Genomic DNA, 16,026 nt, shown 5'->3' on the forward strand with positions numbered 1-16,026 from the left:
GCTGTTTAGCAAGTATCGGCAGAGAGGGCTTTGGACGCTGTCGGGTATTTCGAGTTTTGCGGTGGGTGTGTGCTGGCTTCTTCGCGAGCAGGCTCGCGAAAGCGATCTCAAGCCCTTCCAGCCATCCGCGGTATCATCCGGTATCGTTTTTGCCCCCGACCTTTTCTCGACTCGCTGCGATCGCCGGCTAGGCTTTTGACTCCGCAGCAGTCAACGGAGTGACAGCTTATGCACAACACCCTGGAACAGGTTTTCGGTTATCCACAATTTCGACCCGGTCAGGAGGCGGCCGTCAGTGCCGTGCTGGCCGGGCGCTCGGCGGCAGCGATTTTCCCCACCGGTTCCGGCAAATCCCTTTGCTACCAATTACCGGCGTTGTTGCTGCCGCACCTGACGCTGGTGGTCTCCCCCTTGCTGGCGTTGATGCAGGATCAACTGGCGTTCCTGCAACGCCACGGCATCTCGGCGGGCAGTATCGATTCGGCCCAGAGCCGCGATGACGCGAGCGACGTCATGGCCCGGGCAAAATCCGGCGAACTGAAGATTTTGATGATCTCTGTGGAGCGCCTGAAGAACGAGCGCTTCCGACATTTTTTACAGCAAGTACCGATCTCGCTGCTGGTGGTGGACGAGGCGCACTGCATTTCCGAATGGGGGCATAACTTTCGCCCGGACTACCTCAAGCTTCCCGACTATCAACGCCAGTTCAACATCCCGCAGGTGTTGCTGTTGACCGCAACGGCGACGCCCAAGGTCATCGCCGACATGCAGGCGAAATTCGCCATCGCCGCCGACGATTTGGTGACCACCGGTTTCTATCGCCCGAACCTCAATTTGCTGGTGGAGCCGGTTCGCGGAGCGGACAAGCGCCGACGCCTGGTCGAATGGATGAGCCAGCGTCCGGACCAGCCGAGCATCGTCTATGTCACTTTGCAGAAAACCGCCGAGCACATCGCCGAACACCTGAACCGCAACGGCATTCAGGCCGAGGCTTATCATGCCGGGTTGCCCCATGAGCAACGGGAAGCGATCCAGCGTCGCTTCATGGGCGGGCAGTCCAATTGCATCGTCGCCACCATCGCTTTCGGCATGGGCATCGACAAAAGCGACATCCGCAACGTGGTGCATTTCGACCTGCCCAAATCCATCGAAAACTACAGCCAGGAAATCGGCCGCGCCGGGCGTGACGGGCAGCCGTCGGACTGCCTGGTATTGGCCAACCGCGACAGCCTCAACGTGCTGGAGAACTTCGTCTACGGCGACACACCCGAGCTGGATGGCATCCGTTGCGTGCTTGACGAGATGCATGCCGCCGCCACCGAAGGGCAGTGGGAGTTTCTGCTGGGGCCGTTGGCAGACCAGAGCAATATTCGCCAGTTGCCGCTCAAGACCTTGCTGGTGCAACTCGAATTGCGCGGGTTGATCGCCCCGCGCTACGCGTACTACGCCGAGTACCGTTTCAAGTATGTGCAGGAGCCCGAGGTGCTATTGGCGCGTTTCGAAGGCGAGCGCAGGGATTTTGTCGCTGCGATCATCCAGACCTCCAGCCGCGCCCGGACCTGGGCCACGGTGAATTTCGAGGCGCTGTACGAGCAGCATCAGGCCGAGCGCAGTCGGGTAGTCAAGGCGCTGGATTACTTCCAGGAAAAAGGCTGGGTGGAGCTCGAAAGCAAGCAGATGACCGAGGTCTACAGCGTGCTGCAAAGCGGGTTCGACAACGTCGCGTTGAGCGAGGAACTGCACGGCTATTTCACTCGGCATGAGCGCACCGAGATCGCGCGGATTCACGCGATGCTGGACCTGTTCGCCACCGACCGTTGCCTGGGTTATCGCCTGGCCGAGTATTTCGGTGACCACAATGCCCCGCAGCAATGCGGACATTGTTCGGTGTGTCACGGGCAAGTGGCGCGGCTACCGGCACCACCGGAGTTGCCGGCGCTTGTGGATAAGAGTTTCGAGGCGCTGTGTGGCGGTTTTATCCACAGGCACGAGCAGCACACGGGCAACGTGCCCTCGGCTGAACGCGTAACACGGTTTCTGTGCGGGATCAGCGTGCCGTTGTTCACCAAGCTCAAGGCGCGGTCGATTCCCGGGTTTGCGGCGCTGGAAGATTATCCGTATGCCGGGGTGCGCAGTTGGGCAGAGCAACATCTTGCCGGCTGAACCAAAAACCTGTGGGAGCGAGCTTGCTCGCGATGAGGCTGGCACATTCACCATTGATGGCGACTGACACACCGCCATCGCGAGCAAGCTCGCTCCCATAGGGAACTCAGTACCTGGCAGGGCTACATCCATCCGCTGAATGTTGCTCATCACAGGAATAAATTTCAAAAAAAGCCGGTGGCTGACTATGGTGGTGGCTGTCTTCGGATCGCCAACAAGAGAACAAAACATGAGCCAGACACCGTCGAATATTCAGCGCGCCGCCGTCATCGGCGCGGGCACCATGGGCCGTGGCATTGTCATGTGCCTGGCCAACGCCGGAGTGACCGTGCAGTGGGTCGACAACAATCCGCAAATGCTGGAGCAAGCGCTGGCCACCGTGGCGGACACCTATGCCCACAGCGTGCGTCAGGGCCGCATTGATCAGGGCGAAGCCGATGCCCGTATCGCGCGCGTTACGGCGGCGGATGGTTATGTGGCCATCCGCGATGTCGACCTGGTCATCGAAGCGGTGTACGAAAACCTTGAGCTCAAGCAGAAAATTTTCCGCGAGCTCGATGGCCTGCTCAAACCTGAGGCGATTCTGGCCAGCAATACTTCGGCGCTGGACATCGATGCCATCGCCGCGGTCACACGCCGGCCGCAGCAAGTGCTGGGCCTGCACTTCTTCAGCCCGGCGCATATCATGAAACTGCTGGAAATCGTCCGTGGCGCGCAGACTGCACCAGCGGTGCTCGACGCGGCACTGGCGCTCGGCCAACGCATGGGCAAGGTCAGTGTGGTGTCGGGCAATTGCGACGGTTTCATCGGCAACCGCATGCTCAATACCTATGTGCTCGAAGCGCGAAAAATGCTGCTCGAAGGCGCTTATCCCTACCAGGTGGACGCAGCGCTGCAAGCCTTCGGTTTTGCCATGGGGCCGTTCCGCATGTTCGACGTGGTGGGCGTCGACCTGCAATGGCGCTCGCGCCAGTTATCCGGCATCGGGCAGGATGCTCCGGAGGTCCAGGTGGATAACCGTTTGTGTGAGCAGGGACGTTTCGGCCAGAAGAGTGGCAACGGCTTTTACCACTATGAACCGGGCAGTCGTCAGGCCGAACACGATCCGCAGGTCGACGCACTGGTGCTTCAAGTCAGTGAGGAACTGGGGTTCCAGCGCCGCGAGATCGGCCCGGAGGAGATTCTCGAGCGCTGCTTGCTGGCACTGGTCAACGAAGGCGCGAAGATCCTTCAGGAAGGCATCGCCGGGTCGGCTCACGATATCGATCTGGTCTACCTCAACGGATACGGTTTCCCGGCGGACAAGGGCGGGCCGATGGCTTGGGCGGATCAGCAAGGGTTGGCAGACATTCACCGGCGCTTGATCGACCTTGAGACGCGTCAGGGTGATCACTGGAATCCGGCGCGGGTGATTGGGGAGCTGGCGGCGGCTGGTAAAGGCTTCGCTGACAAGTGATTGATGCGGCGCCTGCAAGGGCGCCTTCGCGAGCAAGCCCGCTCCCACATTGGATATCGGTTGTACACAAAATCTGTGTTCACCGAAGATCAAATGTGGGATCGGGCTTGCTCGCGAAGAACGATAACGCGGCTTTCGCCTTAGACTGGCGAACCCACTCCAGGAATCAACGCTGATGCCCCAACGCACCGACTACCCCCACTTCCAGCCCATCACCACCCGCTGGCACGACAACGACGCTTACGGTCATGTCAACAACGTTACCTACTACAGCTTCTTCGATACGGCGGTGAACACTTACCTGATCGAAGTCGGCGGCCTGGATATCCATGACGGTGAAGTGGTGGGGTTCGTGGTGAGCTCCTCCTGTGATTACTTTGCTTCCATTGCTTTCCCGGACCGCATCGAGATCGGTCTGCGGGTGGGCAAGTTGGGCAACAGCTCGGTGCAATACGAACTGGCCGTGTTCAAGCAAGGGGAAGACGAGGCCTGTGCGGCGGGGCGCTTCGTGCATGTGTTTGTCGATCGTGCGTCGAATCAACCTGTGGCGATTCCTGCAGGGTTGCGCGGGGCGCTGGAGCGTCTGGTGGTTCAGTAAGGCAAAAAAAATCGCAGCCCTTGGGCTGCGATTTTTGTTGTACTTACCAGCGAGGCGCTCGAGGCCTTAGTCGCGGTAGTACTTGTGGTGCTTCTTGCGATGGCCATAGGCATGACCACGACCCGGATGGCCGTCACGGTAGTAACGACGATCACCATGACCGCGATACGAACGACGATCGTCGTCGTCATCATGATCGTACTCTTTGCCCATGTAGTTACCCAGCGCGCCACCGGCGCCGCCGCCTGCTGCAGCGCCGATCAAGCTGCCGGTGGTGCCGCCCATGCTGCGGCCGACCACGTTACCGCCTGCTGCGCCCAACGCACCGCCAAGGGCTGCTTCGCCACGGCTGTGTTTGTTTGCGCCGACGGCGCTACCACCCGCGCCACCCAGGGCCGCGCCGATGGTGGAACCTGTGCTGCCGCCTAACGACTGACCGACGACCGAGCCTAGAACCCCGCCCAATGCGCCGCCTACACCGGCTTCGGTGGTGCCGCCAGCAGATGCGATACCGCTGACCAGGCCAAGGGACAACAAGAGAATCGAGGAGAACTTCATGGAGGAACCTCAAGGGGATGACGGCGCGATCCTGAGGCTCTGGAATGGGCGTGACAATCGAAATCCGACGAATAACACGACCTGTATACAATATTGCAAGTTACTGTTTTTTGGACGGAACTTAACGTTTTTTTGCCGGTCTTTTACTACTTCGCAAAGGCCGTTTTCATTAGGAAACGGCCTTTTTTGTGGGCGATTGGAAAGTGCTGGATCCGGAGTTTTTGGTCATTGGTCTGGCCTCATCGCGAGCAAGCTCGCTCCCACAGGGATTTCAGTCGAACGCAGATTATGTGAACAGCAGAAAAAAACTGTGGGAGCGAGCTTGCTCGCGATGGGGCCAGTTCAGACAACGTGTTACGCCGACCTGGCCATGATCAACCCGGTCTCACTCGCCGGTTCCAACCGGATCGCCACAAATTTGGATGTCGGCGTATGGCTGTCATCGCCGGTGCTTTCCAGCGGCACCAACGGGTTCACTTCCGGATAGTAGGCCGCCGCTTGCCCGGCCGGGATATCAAACGCCAGCAGCGTGAAACCTTTTACCCGACGTTCAACGCCATCGTCCCAGAGCGAAACGATGTCCGCCTTTTGCCCCGGCTTGAAGCCCAGGCGAATGAGGTCGGCTTCGTTGACGAACAACACATCCCGCTGACCCTTCACACCGCGATAACGGTCGTTGAGGCCATAGATAGTGGTGTTGTACTGATCGTGGGAACGCATCGATTGCATGATCAGGTCCGGCAGTACTCCGGTGGCGCGGGTGCGTTCGTGCACCAGGTCTTTGGGCAGCGCGTTCGAGCGGAAATTGGCCCGGCCCGAAGCGGTGTTCCACTTGCGTGCGCCGGCACTGTTGCCCAGGTAGAAACCGCCAGGGCTCTTGATCTTCTCGTTGAAGTCCTTGAAGCCGGGAATGGTCTCGGCAATCAGGTCGCGGATGCGGCTGTAGTCGGCCACCAGCCAGTTCCAGTCCACCGGGTGGCTGCCCAGGGTCGCGGCGGCAATGCCGGCCAGGATCGCCGGTTCCGAGCGCATCTGGTTCGACAGCGCCTGCAGCTGGCCATTGGAGGCGTGGACCATGCTGAACGAGTCTTCGACGGTTATCGCTTGCGGGCCTTGGGTCTGGATATCGATGTCGGTGCGGCCCAGGCACGGCAGGATCAGCGCGTCCTTGCCGTGGGTCAAATGGCTGCGGTTGAGCTTGGTGCTGATCTGCACGGTCAGGTCGCAGTTTTGCAGGGCCTGGAACGTGCGCAGGCTGTCCGGTGTGGCCTGGGCGAAGTTGCCGCCCAGGCCGATGAAGACTTTAGCCCGGCCTTCAGCCATCGCATGAATCGCTTCAACCACGTTGTGGCCGTTGTCGCGTGGCACCTTGAACTGGAAGCGACGCTCCAGGGCATCGAGGAACGCGACAGGAGGGCGTTCGTTGATGCCCATGGTCCGGTCACCCTGCACGTTGCTGTGGCCACGCACCGGGCACAGGCCTGCACCCGGCCGGCCGATGTTGCCGCGCAGCAGCATCAGGTTGGCGATTTCCTGGATGGTCGCCACCGAATGACGATGCTGGGTGATGCCCATGGCCCAGCACATGATGACGTTCTTGCCCTTGACGTACATGCGCGCCGCTTGCTCGATTTCTACCAGGCTCAGGCCGGACTGCTCGACGATCTGCTCCCACGGGGTGTCGTCGATGACTGCCAGGTAATCCAGCACGTTGACGCTGTGCTCGTTGAGGAAGTCGTGGTCGAACACCGCCGGGTCGCCGGTTTTCTGTGCGTCGCGCTCCCACAGCAGGAGGAATTTCGCCATGCCGCGCATGATCGCCATGTCGCCGCCCAGGGCCGGGCGGAAGAACGCGGTGTTGGTCGGCTCGGAGCCGTTTATCAGCATTTCGATGGGGTGCTGTGGATGCTGGAAGCGCTCCAGGCCCCGCTCCTTGAGCGGGTTGATGCACACCACTTGAGCGCCGCGCTTCACCGCTTCGCGCAGTGGTTCGAGCATCCGTGGGTGGTTGGTGCCGGGGTTCTGGCCCCAGACGAAAATTGCATCGGCGTGTTCGAAGTCGTCGAAGGTCACGGTGCCTTTGCCGACCCCGACGCTTTGCGACAACGCGACACCGCTGGCCTCGTGGCACATGTTCGAGCAGTCGGGGAAGTTGTTGGTGCCGTAGGCACGCACGAACAGCTGATAGAGGTACGCCGCTTCGTTACTCGCCCGGCCCGAGGTGTAGAACTCGGCCTGATCGGGGCTCGACAGGCCGTTCAGATGCCTGGCGATCAGGGCGAATGCGTCGTCCCAACTGATCGGCTTGTAGCGATCAGTCTCGGCGTCGTAGCTCATCGGCTCGGTCAGGCGGCCTTGGTATTCGAGCCAATAGTCACTTTGTTCCAGCAGCGAAGTGACGCTGTGTTTGGCGAAGAATTTGGCATCGACACGGCGTTTGGTCGCTTCCCAGTTCACCGCCTTGGCGCCGTTCTCGCAGAACATCACCATGCCCTTTTCCGGAGAATCGCCCCAGGCGCAACCCGGGCAGTCGAAGCCGCCGTTCTGGTTGGTCTTGAGCATGATGCGCAGGTTCTTCAGCGCGTTGTCGCTGGTCAACCAGGCCTGGGCCACGCTGATCAGTGCCCCCCAGCCACCGGCCGGGCCTTTGTAGGGCTTGAAGCGAGGGACGGGTTTCTGGTCGGCTTGACGGTGTTGACTCACGCTTGATTCTCCAACGTTGGGCTGTAGACCCGCGGCGCATTCTTCTGTGGCAGATGGATGAGATTGAGGTTGTGGCGACGGGCCCATTGCACGGCAAGGCCCGTGGGCGACGACAGGCTGACCAGGGTCTGGATGCCGGCGCGCAATACTTTCTGGATCAATTCGAGGCTGCAGCGGCTGGTGACAATCGCCAGCCCGCCAGCGGTGGGGATTTTCTGGCGGATCAATCCGCCGATCAGCTTGTCGAGGGCGTTGTGCCGGCCGATGTCTTCGCGGCCCAGCAACAACTCACCTTTGTCGTTCATGAACACTGCCGCATGCACCGCACCGCAATGCTGGCCCAAGGGCTGGAAGGCGCCGATGCGCTCGCGCAGGCCATCAAGCCATTCGACCGGCGGCAACGGGGCGCCGGGCAATACCTGAAGGTCCGGCAACGCCTGCTCGACCGCTTCCACGCCACACAACCCGCAACCGCTGGTGCCTGCCAGTTGTCGGCGCTGCTGCTTGAGGTTCCAGAACGCGCGGTTGGCGATGGTCACTTGCGCGTATTGCGCCGACCCCGAGCCGCTGAGTTGCAGGTCGTAGATGTCCGTGGCGTCCTGGATGATGCCGCTGCCCAGGCTGAAGCCGACGATGAAATCTTCCAGGTCCGTGGGCGTGACCAGCATGACCGCCTGGCTGATGCCGTTGAAGGCAATCGCCAGCGCGACTTCCTCTGCCAGCGCGGTGCTGGCCGATTCGGAGTATTCGAGATTGCTATAGCTGTACGTCTGGCTTGCGGCGGGCGCGGGCGTTTCGAGGGCAGGCGCCGCGCATGCAGGGCGCTTGGTGTTCATGGCATCACCGACGGTTTGATCAGCTTTAAGACTAGGCGCGGCAACTTGTCGCGTCTAATCGCTAATACTGATCTGCCGATAGATGCCGTCGATCAACCGCCAATCAGCGATTGCTGATAGAGGGCAAAACAGGCTTCTGCCAGCGCCGAGCGCGGTGCGCTGCGACGCATGATCAGCCCCAGGCGGCCAAGGGTCTGGGCGTTCTCGATCGGCTGCAGGCGCAAATGCTCGGTCAGGCCTTCGAGGCCGCCGTCCAATGGCATCACGGCGCAACACAAGCCGCCGTGCACGGCTTGTAACAGTTGGTGCACGGCATCGGTCTGCAACAACGGCTGCGGGGTCAAGCCACGGCTGTGGAAGTTATGGTCGATGGACTGGCGAAAGTGCATGCCACTGGTGAGCATGCCCAGCGGCAGTTCGATCAACGATTCCCAACTCAATGGCGCTTCGCCAAAGGTGAAGAAGCGTTGATCGTAGAGCAGACCCATGCGGGTTTCGCTGAAGGCCAGAGAGTCGAAGTGTTCGGCATCCAGGCGTTCCAGGTATGACACGCCCAGATCCAGGCGATTGTTCGCCAGTTGCTCAAGGATCTGTTCGGAACTCAGGGCCGAGAGTTCGAAGCGCAGGTTCGGGTGTTCGGCGTGCAGGCGTTGCATCAGTGGCAGCGGATCGAAGCTCGACAACGGCACTACGCCCAGGCGCAAGGTGCCGACCAGATTGCCGCGACAGGCGGCTGCCTCGGCGTACAAGCCGTCATAGGCCGCCAGTACGGTGCGCGCCCAGGCCAGCACCCGTTCGCCCGGTGCGGTGAAGCCCTCGAAGCGTTGGCCGCGATTGACCAGCGGCAGGTCGAGCTCTTCTTCGAGGCTGCGCAGGCGCATGGACAGGGTCGGCTGGGTGATGTGGCAGCGTGCGGCGGCCTGGCCGAAATGGCGGGTTTCGTCGAGCGCGATGAGGAATTTCAGCTGCTTGATGTCCATCTGCGCTCCAGGGGTTGGGAAGGTGCGGATTCTATCGCAAGCGGGGTCATTGGTCGGGTTGGATTCGTAGGTGACGACCGTGGTCTAGGCTCTGATGTCTGGAACCCGAAACCCAAGGAGAGTGCACCATGAGTCTTTTGAGCTTTGTGAAGGAAGCAGGCGAAAAATTGCTGGATTTGCTGACGCCAGGTAACGCCAATGCCAGTGAGCAGTTGAAGGAGCACATCAGCAAGGTCGGCCTGGGCAACCCGAATGTGCAGGCGACGGTCGATGGCGACAAGGTCACGGTGACCGGTGAAGTGGCCAGCCAGGAAGAGAAGGAAAAGATCCTGCTGGCGGTGGGCAACATCGCCGGGGTGGGCAGCGTGGATGATCAGATCACCGTGACTGGACCGGTGGTGAAGGCGGCAGTGTTTGTCACCGTGGTGAAGGGCGATACCCTCAGCGCGATTTCCAAGCGCGTGTACGGCGACGCCAACAAGTACAACAAGATTTTCGAAGCCAACAAACCGATGCTGTCGCACCCGGACAAGATCTATCCGGGGCAGTCATTGCGGATTCCTGAGTAAGTCGTCAAACCGCGTGATGGCCATCGCGGGCAAGCCACGCTCCCACAGGATCTGAGTCGATCACGAAGGTTGCGAACGACGCAGATCCTGTGGGAGCGAGCTTGCTCGCGATAGCAGGCAACTCGGTCTAGAGCCCTGCAATCAAATCCCGATAATCCCCAACCGCTGCGAACTCCGCCGTATCCTTCGGTCCCTTGCGGCTATCCGGCTCTCGCACTGCCAGCAAATGCGCCACGCCAAAGTCCCGTGCACTGCGCAGGATCGGCAAGGTGTCGTCAATGAACAGGCTGCGCGCCGGATCGAAATCGATATCGGCTTGCAGCGCATCCCAGAACTGCGGATTTTCCTTGGGAAAGCCGTAGTCATGGGAGCTGATCAAGCGCTCGAAGTAGGGTGCCAGTTCGATTTTTTCCAGCTTCAACGACAGCGCGTCCCGATGGGCATTGGTGATCAGCACCACGCGCTTGCCGGCCCGTTTGATCGCCGACAGAAAGGTGTCGGCATCCGGGCGCAGGGCTATCAGATGCGCGGTTTCCAGTTTCAGGTCGCGCACCGACAGTTTCAGTTCGGCGCTCCAGAAGTCCAGGCAGTACCACTGCAACTGGCCGGCATTCCGCTCGAACAATGGCTGCAATTCCATCTCGGCCATGGCCCGGCTGACCCCGTGCAGTTCGGCGTAGCGCTGGGGCAGGTGCTCCATCCAGAAGTGGTTGTCGAAATGCAGGTCCAGCAGCGTGCCGTCCATGTCCAGCAGAACGGTATCGATGTCGGACCAGGGTAATGAAGGCATGGCAACGTCTCGGGCAGTAGAAAGATTTCTGGCGTAAACAATCGGGAAAGCCGCGTTATAGTAGCGCGTTCACGCCAAGGAGCTTTGCATGCGCCAGAAACCCACCATACTCGCCCGCGAAATTGTCGCCACCAGTCGATTGTTCTGCGTGGAAGAGCTGAAGCTGCGCTTTTCCAATGGCGTGGAGCGCACGTATGAACGCCTGGTCGGCAAGGGTGCCGGGTACGGCGCGGTGATGATCGTGGCGATGCTCGATGCCGAGCATGCGGTGCTGGTCGAGGAGTATTGCGGCGGCACGGATGAATATGAAATGTCATTGCCCAAGGGTTTGATCGAGCCGGGCGAAGACGTGCTGGCGGCGGCCGAGCGCGAGCTCAAGGAAGAGGCCGGTTTTGGCGCGCGGCAACTGGAGCACCTGACCGAGTTGTCGCTGTCCCCCGGCTACATGAGCCAGAAGATCCAAGTAGTGCTGGCTACCGACCTCTACGAAGAGCGTCTGGAAGGCGACGAGCCAGAGCCGATGCGGGTGGACAGGGTCAATCTGCGTGAGCTCTCGGCGCTGGCGCAAAACCCGCAATTTACCGAAGGCCGCGCCTTGGCGGCGCTGTACCTGGCCCGAGACCTGTTGACTCAGCGCGGAGCGTTCCAGCCATGAATTTCCCGCATCCGTTGATGGCGCCGGTCATTGAGCTGGCCTTGCAGGCCGGTGAGGCGATCCTGCCGTTCTGGCGCACAGGCACGGCCGTCACGGCGAAGGCTGATGACTCGCCAGTGACCGCTGCCGACCTGGCTGCGCACCACTTGATTCTGGCCGGGTTGACGGCGCTTGATCCGAGCATCCCGGTGCTTTCCGAGGAAGACGCCAATATTCCCCAAGACGTGCGGGCCGGATGGCAGCGCTGGTGGCTGGTCGATCCGCTGGATGGCACCAAGGAGTTCATCAGCGGCAGCGAAGAGTTCACCGTCAACATCGCCCTGATCGAAAACGGTCGGGTGGTGTTCGGTGTGGTGTCGATGCCGACCAACGGGCGTTTTTACGTCGGTGGTGCGGGACTCGGCGCCTGGCGTGGCGATAAAGGTGGCACGCCCGTGGCGATCAAGGTGCGTGATGCGTTAGCGCCCGGCGAGTCGTTCACCGTGGTGGCCAGCCGTCGTCATTCGAGTCCGGAGCAAGAGCGATTGCTGGCCGGGTTGAGCGCCAGCCTTGGCGAGCTGCAACTGGCCAATATCGGCAGTTCGCTGAAGTTTTGCCTGCTGGCCGAAGGGGCGGCGGATTGCTATCCGCGCCTGGCACCGACTTCCCAGTGGGACACGGCGGCGGCGCAAGGTGTGTTGGAAGGTGCGGGCGGGGAAGTGCTGGAATTGAGCGGCGAGCCGTTCAGCTATCCGGCGCGGGCGTCGCTGTTGAATGCGTTCTTCCTGGCATTGCCGGCGAAGGCGGCCTGGCGGGAGAAACTGCTGGAATTGGCACGGTCCTGAGCTCACCTTTACTTTGTGGCGAGGGGGCTTGCCCCCGTTCGACTGCACAGCAGTCGCCAATCAGGCAAAGAGATTTAGCTGAAAATGCGCAATGGTCGGGTTTGGGGCCGCTGCGCAGCCCAACGGGGGCAAGCCCCCTCGCCACAAGTGCTGTGTCAACCGGTTCATCGGTGCAGCACGTACTGTCCGACAAACCTCACCGCATCTTCATCACGACCTTCGTTGACCACCCGTGTATGCAGCGTCAACCGAGCTCGGCTGTATCGCTGGAAGGTGGTCAGGAATTTCTTCCAGATCACCGGGTCCGGCGCCTGGCAAATGGCGTTGGCATCCCCCGTCACCGGCAGCGGATAGCTGATCTGCCCTTCCTGAATCACGATGTGCCCGTCGGTAATGCCTTCTTCCTTGAGGCGCAAATGCAGCCAGCCCCAACCGGCCAGGACCGCGCCGCAATACAGGCTGCCGCCGAACATGGTGCTCTTGTGGTTGACGTTGGCTTCCAGCGGCAAGTGCAGGCGCAGTTGCTGGTCATGCCAGTCGAGCACTTTGAGGCCCATGTCCCTGGTGAGGGGAATGTCGTGATGGAGAACGGATTCCAGTTGTCGACTGTCGCGGCTCATTCAGGGGCCTCTCGCTTGAAGTGGATGATTGGACGGTAGCTCAGTCGAGATCGTCAGGGTGGGCCGAGGCGCCACTGTCGGCGAAACTCAGACCGTGCTTGCGCAGTTTGTCGTGCAGGGTCTTGCGCGGAATGCCGAGGGCTTCGGCGACGCTGCGCACGGAGCTGTGCGAACGTGCCAGTTCGGCGGCGATGAGTGTTTTTTCGAAGTTCTCCACTTGCTCGCTCAAACCGCCGTTGACGACTTCGACCCTGTTGCCAGCGCTGCCTTCCGGCGTGCTGTTGTCGAGGGCCAGTTCCAGCCCGAGGGCAAAACGTTCGGCCGCATTTTGCAGCTCGCGCACGTTGCCGGGCCAGGTGTGGCGCAGCAGCAAGGCACGTTGCCCCGGTTGCAGTTCATGGGGCGGCAAGCCGTGGCGGGCACTGGCTTCATCGGCAAAATACTGGAACAGCATCAGCGCATCTTCGCCCCGTTCGCGCAGCGGTGGAATCCGCAGCGGCGCAACGTTCAGGCGGTAATACAGGTCGGCACGGAAACGCCCTTGATCCGCTGCCTGGCGCAGGTCTTCCTTGGTGGCGGCGATGATGCGGATGTCCAGCGGGATCAGTTGATTGCCGCCCAGGCGTTCGACTACCCGCTCTTGCAGCAAACGCAGCAATTTGACCTGCACATCCAGGCTCATGCTTTCGATTTCATCGAGGAACAGCGTGCCGCCATTGGCGAATTCGAACTTGCCGATGCGGCGTTTCTGCGCGCCGGTGAAGGCGCCGGGCTCGTGGCCGAACAACTCGCTTTCGACCACTGATTCGGCCAGTGCACCGGCGTTGATCGCCACGAACGGACCGTTGCGACGGCTGGATAAATCGTGCAGCGCCCGGGCCACGACTTCTTTGCCGGCGCCGGTTTCGCCGAGGATCAGCACGTCGGCCCTGGTTGCCGCCAGGGCACCGATCTGCTCGCGCAGGCGCAGCATCGAAGGTGAGTGGCCAACCAGCCGCGTGCTTAGCTCGTTGCGGTCGCTCAAGGCCAATCGCAGGCTGCGGTTGTCCAGCACCAGCTGGCGCAGGGCCAATGCGCGGCGCACGCTTTCGAGCAGGGCGTCGCTGGCGAAGGGTTTCTCCAGAAAGTCATAGGCTCCGGCGCGCATGGCCTGCACCGCCAGCGGCACATCGCCATGGCCGGTGATCAACAGCACCGGTAGCTCAGGGTCCTGGGCGTGCAGTTCGGTCAACAGCTCAAGACCGTCCATGCCGGGCATGCGGATGTCACTGACCACCACTCCTGGCCAATCACGTTCAAGTTGCGCGGCCAGGCCCTTGGCTTCGGCCAGCGGCAGGATTTTCAGGCCGGCCAGATCCAGCGTCTGGCTCAAGGCCTGGCGCAAATGAGGGTCGTCGTCGATCAACACGACCTGAATGCGGTTGTCGATGGTCATGCACTTCGGTCCTCGGACGGTTGCAGGCTCACGCCCGGTGCGCCTGCGCGCAGCTTCAGGGTAATCAGGGCGCCGCCCTCCTTGTGGTTGGCGAACGACAGTTCACCGCCGAAGGCGCGCATCAGGGTTTCGCAAATCGCCAGCCCCAAACCGAGGCCCTGGGTGCGGGTCTTGGTGGTGTAGAACGGCTCGCTGGCGCGCCCGAGGGCTTCCATGCAAAAGCCGGGGCCGTTGTCGCGAATGTACAGGTTGACGCCATCGGCCGTGGATTGGGCACTGAGCCAGAGTTTACGTGGCGGGCCTTTTTCCGTCAGGGCATCCAGGGCGTTGGCCAGCAGATTGCCGAGTACCTGGCGCAGGCGGGTTTCCCCGGCTTCGACCCACAGGGTGGCGGCGGGCAAGTCGCGGATCAGCTCGACTTCCATGCTGCGTCGACGCTTGGCCAGCAAGGCCAGGGCATCGTCCAGCGCCGGTTGCAGGGCGACGCTTTCCGGGGCATGCCGGTCGCGCCGGGCAAAGGCGCGCAGGTGGGCGATGATCGAGGCCATGCGACCGGTCAATTCGCTGATCAGCTTGAGGTTGCCACGGGCATCGTCGGTGCGCTGGTGATCGAGCAACACTTCGGCGTTTTCCGCGTAGCTGCGAATCGCTGCCAGCGGCTGATTGAGTTCGTGGCTGATGCTCGCCGACATGGTGCCCAGTGCCGACAATTTGCCGGCCTGCACCAGATCATCCTGGGCGCGTACCAGCTCCTGCTGGGCCTGTTCGCGTTCCAGCACTTCCTGTTTCAGGCGCCGGTTCAGGCCTTCGAGATCGCTGGTGCGCTCGGCAACCCGGCCTTCCAGTTCGCGGCGGGCCTTGGCTTCGAAAGCAATGCGCTCGAGGTAATGGCGGCGGCGCTGCATCATCAGGCCAAGCAGCAGCATCAACACCAGCAGCGCTGCGCCACCGATGGCCACCACCGTACGTACCGGGCGGTCGATCAAGGTGCGCGGGGCGAGGATGCTGACGTCCCAGCCGGTTTCGGCGATCTGCTGGGTCTGGGTCAGCCAGGCGTCCGGGTTGAGCTTCAGCGGTTTTGGATCGCGGGTTGGATAGGGCTGGATCGCAGTGATGGCCTTGCTTTCGTCCTCGCTCAACGGGCGGGTCGAGCGGAATCGCCACTCCGGTCGCGAGGTGAGAATGACGACGCCGTTGTGGTCGGTCAGCAGCAGTTGTTCCGGGGTTTTGCCCCACAGGCTTTCGGTGTGGTCGAGGTCGACCTTGACCACCAGCACACCCACTATTTTTTCACCGTCGCGCACGCCAGCGGCGAAGAAGTAACCGCGCTTGGCCGAGGTCGTGCCCAGGCCGAAAAAGCGCCCGAGCCGCCCGGCCATGGCTTCGCTGAAATACGGCCGGAAGGAAAAATTGCGCCCGACGAAACTGTCGTGTTTGTCCCAGTTGGAGGCGGCCAGGGTCTTGCCGGTGGTGTCCATCAGGTACATGACTTCGGCACCGGTCTGGGCGGCGATGTTTTTCAGCAGGCGGTTGGCGTTGCCTTGGGTGACGCCATCGTCCGGTGCGCCGAGCACGGCGCGCAGGGCCGGCAGGTCGCCGAGGATCTGCGGCAACACTTCATAGCGATGCAGGGTACCCAGCAGGTTGGCGACGTAGAGGTCGAGGGTCTGACGATTCTGACTGGCCAGCTCGCTGCGGTAGTAACGCTCGGCGAGATGTTCCAGCGGCCACAGCAGCGGCGCCAGGCACAGTGCCAGCAGGGCCAGGCTGCGCCAACGGGGTCTGGGAGGGAGGGTCGGTTTCATGAGCAGCATGCGCCTGTGGGTACAGGCGCATTAT

The 16,026-nt window shown here is 61.6% G+C and carries 14 protein-coding genes; 6 read left to right on the forward strand and 8 right to left on the reverse strand.

Features of this window, described 5'->3' with window-relative positions; all coding sequences use genetic code 11:
- Positions 1 to 228: 228 nt before the first annotated feature.
- From AC1RP7_RS06720 to AC1RP7_RS06730, 3 genes are all read left to right on the forward strand, one after another.
- On the forward strand, positions 229 to 2,163 hold the full coding sequence (locus AC1RP7_RS06720) for a RecQ family ATP-dependent DNA helicase (protein ID WP_493181504.1): 1,935 nt from the start codon (positions 229 to 231) through the stop codon (positions 2,161 to 2,163).
- Positions 2,164 to 2,392: 229 nt separating this feature from the next.
- Positions 2,393 to 3,619, forward strand: coding sequence for a 3-hydroxyacyl-CoA dehydrogenase (locus AC1RP7_RS06725; RefSeq protein WP_057712455.1), 1,227 nt, complete (start codon positions 2,393 to 2,395; stop codon positions 3,617 to 3,619).
- Positions 3,620 to 3,794: 175 nt separating this feature from the next.
- A complete protein-coding gene (locus AC1RP7_RS06730; protein ID WP_007972849.1) occupies positions 3,795 to 4,217 on the forward strand; it encodes an acyl-CoA thioesterase in 423 nt (140 codons plus the stop codon).
- Positions 4,218 to 4,283: 66 nt separating this feature from the next.
- On the opposite strand, the gene AC1RP7_RS06735 is transcribed toward AC1RP7_RS06730, so the two are convergent.
- The 4 genes from AC1RP7_RS06735 to AC1RP7_RS06750 all read right to left on the reverse strand — a co-directional run bounded on the left by AC1RP7_RS06735 (position 4,284) and on the right by AC1RP7_RS06750 (position 9,294).
- Positions 4,284 to 4,775 (reverse strand): glycine zipper domain-containing protein, encoded by a 492-nt coding sequence (locus tag AC1RP7_RS06735; RefSeq protein WP_057712453.1) that lies wholly within the window; start codon positions 4,773 to 4,775, stop codon positions 4,284 to 4,286.
- Between the two features lie 354 nt (positions 4,776 to 5,129).
- On the reverse strand, positions 5,130 to 7,478 hold the full coding sequence (locus AC1RP7_RS06740) for an FdhF/YdeP family oxidoreductase (RefSeq protein ID WP_493181505.1): 2,349 nt from the start codon (positions 7,476 to 7,478) through the stop codon (positions 5,130 to 5,132).
- The gene (gene fdhD, locus AC1RP7_RS06745; RefSeq protein ID WP_223465543.1) at positions 7,475 to 8,314 is read right to left on the reverse strand and encodes a formate dehydrogenase accessory sulfurtransferase FdhD; all 840 of its coding nucleotides are present in this window, start codon (positions 8,312 to 8,314) and stop codon (positions 7,475 to 7,477) included. Before fdhD ends, AC1RP7_RS06740 begins: the two co-directional genes overlap by 4 nt.
- 92 nt (positions 8,315 to 8,406) lie before the next feature.
- The gene (locus AC1RP7_RS06750; protein ID WP_057712450.1) at positions 8,407 to 9,294 is read right to left on the reverse strand and encodes a LysR family transcriptional regulator; all 888 of its coding nucleotides are present in this window, start codon (positions 9,292 to 9,294) and stop codon (positions 8,407 to 8,409) included.
- Between the two features lie 128 nt (positions 9,295 to 9,422).
- Here AC1RP7_RS06750 and lysM point away from each other — a divergent pair, with 128 nt between their 5' ends.
- The gene (gene lysM, locus AC1RP7_RS06755) at positions 9,423 to 9,863 is read left to right on the forward strand and encodes a peptidoglycan-binding protein LysM (protein ID WP_007972838.1); all 441 of its coding nucleotides are present in this window, start codon (positions 9,423 to 9,425) and stop codon (positions 9,861 to 9,863) included.
- A 127-nt stretch (positions 9,864 to 9,990) separates the two neighbouring features.
- Here lysM and yrfG read toward each other — a convergent pair whose 3' ends face one another.
- On the reverse strand, positions 9,991 to 10,653 hold the full coding sequence (yrfG, locus tag AC1RP7_RS06760; protein ID WP_057712448.1) for a GMP/IMP nucleotidase: 663 nt from the start codon (positions 10,651 to 10,653) through the stop codon (positions 9,991 to 9,993).
- A gap of 88 nt (positions 10,654 to 10,741) precedes the next feature.
- Here yrfG and nudE point away from each other — a divergent pair, with 88 nt between their 5' ends.
- Both nudE and cysQ read left to right on the forward strand, forming a co-directional pair.
- On the forward strand, positions 10,742 to 11,308 hold the full coding sequence (nudE, locus tag AC1RP7_RS06765) for an ADP compounds hydrolase NudE (protein ID WP_090452543.1): 567 nt from the start codon (positions 10,742 to 10,744) through the stop codon (positions 11,306 to 11,308).
- On the forward strand, positions 11,305 to 12,132 hold the full coding sequence (gene cysQ / locus AC1RP7_RS06770; protein WP_057712446.1) for a 3'(2'),5'-bisphosphate nucleotidase CysQ: 828 nt from the start codon (positions 11,305 to 11,307) through the stop codon (positions 12,130 to 12,132). Before nudE ends, cysQ begins: the two co-directional genes overlap by 4 nt.
- 164 nt (positions 12,133 to 12,296) lie before the next feature.
- On the opposite strand, the gene AC1RP7_RS06775 is transcribed toward cysQ, so the two are convergent.
- From AC1RP7_RS06775 to AC1RP7_RS06785, 3 genes are read right to left on the reverse strand one after another with little or no spacing between them, the layout of a single operon-like run.
- The gene (locus AC1RP7_RS06775; RefSeq protein ID WP_008003181.1) at positions 12,297 to 12,752 is read right to left on the reverse strand and encodes a YiiD C-terminal domain-containing protein; all 456 of its coding nucleotides are present in this window, start codon (positions 12,750 to 12,752) and stop codon (positions 12,297 to 12,299) included.
- Between the two features lie 40 nt (positions 12,753 to 12,792).
- Positions 12,793 to 14,187, reverse strand: a complete 1,395-nt coding sequence (locus AC1RP7_RS06780; RefSeq protein ID WP_057712445.1) for a sigma-54-dependent transcriptional regulator — start codon at positions 14,185 to 14,187, stop codon at positions 12,793 to 12,795.
- Positions 14,184 to 15,992 carry a sensor histidine kinase gene (locus AC1RP7_RS06785; RefSeq protein WP_090457724.1) on the reverse strand — a complete coding sequence of 603 codons (1,809 nt, stop codon included), beginning with the start codon at positions 15,990 to 15,992 and terminating at the stop codon, positions 14,184 to 14,186. Before AC1RP7_RS06785 ends, AC1RP7_RS06780 begins: the two co-directional genes overlap by 4 nt.
- Between the last annotated feature and the right edge of the window lie 34 nt (positions 15,993 to 16,026).

The organism is Pseudomonas sp. GW822-FHT01E03, from assembly GCF_058802985.1.

Excerpts from the sequence above, each read along its gene's own strand:
- AC1RP7_RS06720 (WP_493181504.1), top strand. The coding sequence starts at position 229 with ATGCACAACACCCTGGAACAGGTTTTCGGTTATCCACAATTTCGACCC.
- AC1RP7_RS06725 (WP_057712455.1), top strand. The coding sequence starts at position 2,393 with ATGAGCCAGACACCGTCGAATATTCAGCGCGCCGCCGTCATCGGCGCG.
- AC1RP7_RS06730 (WP_007972849.1), top strand. The coding sequence starts at position 3,795 with ATGCCCCAACGCACCGACTACCCCCACTTCCAGCCCATCACCACCCGC.
- AC1RP7_RS06735 (WP_057712453.1), bottom strand. The coding sequence starts at position 4,775 with ATGAAGTTCTCCTCGATTCTCTTGTTGTCCCTTGGCCTGGTCAGCGGT.
- fdhD (WP_223465543.1), bottom strand. The coding sequence starts at position 8,314 with ATGAACACCAAGCGCCCTGCATGCGCGGCGCCTGCCCTCGAAACGCCC.
- AC1RP7_RS06750 (WP_057712450.1), bottom strand. The coding sequence starts at position 9,294 with ATGGACATCAAGCAGCTGAAATTCCTCATCGCGCTCGACGAAACCCGC.
- lysM (WP_007972838.1), top strand. The coding sequence starts at position 9,423 with ATGAGTCTTTTGAGCTTTGTGAAGGAAGCAGGCGAAAAATTGCTGGAT.
- yrfG (WP_057712448.1), bottom strand. The coding sequence starts at position 10,653 with ATGCCTTCATTACCCTGGTCCGACATCGATACCGTTCTGCTGGACATG.
- nudE (WP_090452543.1), top strand. The coding sequence starts at position 10,742 with ATGCGCCAGAAACCCACCATACTCGCCCGCGAAATTGTCGCCACCAGT.
- cysQ (WP_057712446.1), top strand. The coding sequence starts at position 11,305 with ATGAATTTCCCGCATCCGTTGATGGCGCCGGTCATTGAGCTGGCCTTG.
- AC1RP7_RS06775 (WP_008003181.1), bottom strand. The coding sequence starts at position 12,752 with ATGAGCCGCGACAGTCGACAACTGGAATCCGTTCTCCATCACGACATT.
- AC1RP7_RS06780 (WP_057712445.1), bottom strand. The coding sequence starts at position 14,187 with ATGACCATCGACAACCGCATTCAGGTCGTGTTGATCGACGACGACCCT.
- AC1RP7_RS06785 (WP_090457724.1), bottom strand. The coding sequence starts at position 15,992 with ATGAAACCGACCCTCCCTCCCAGACCCCGTTGGCGCAGCCTGGCCCTG.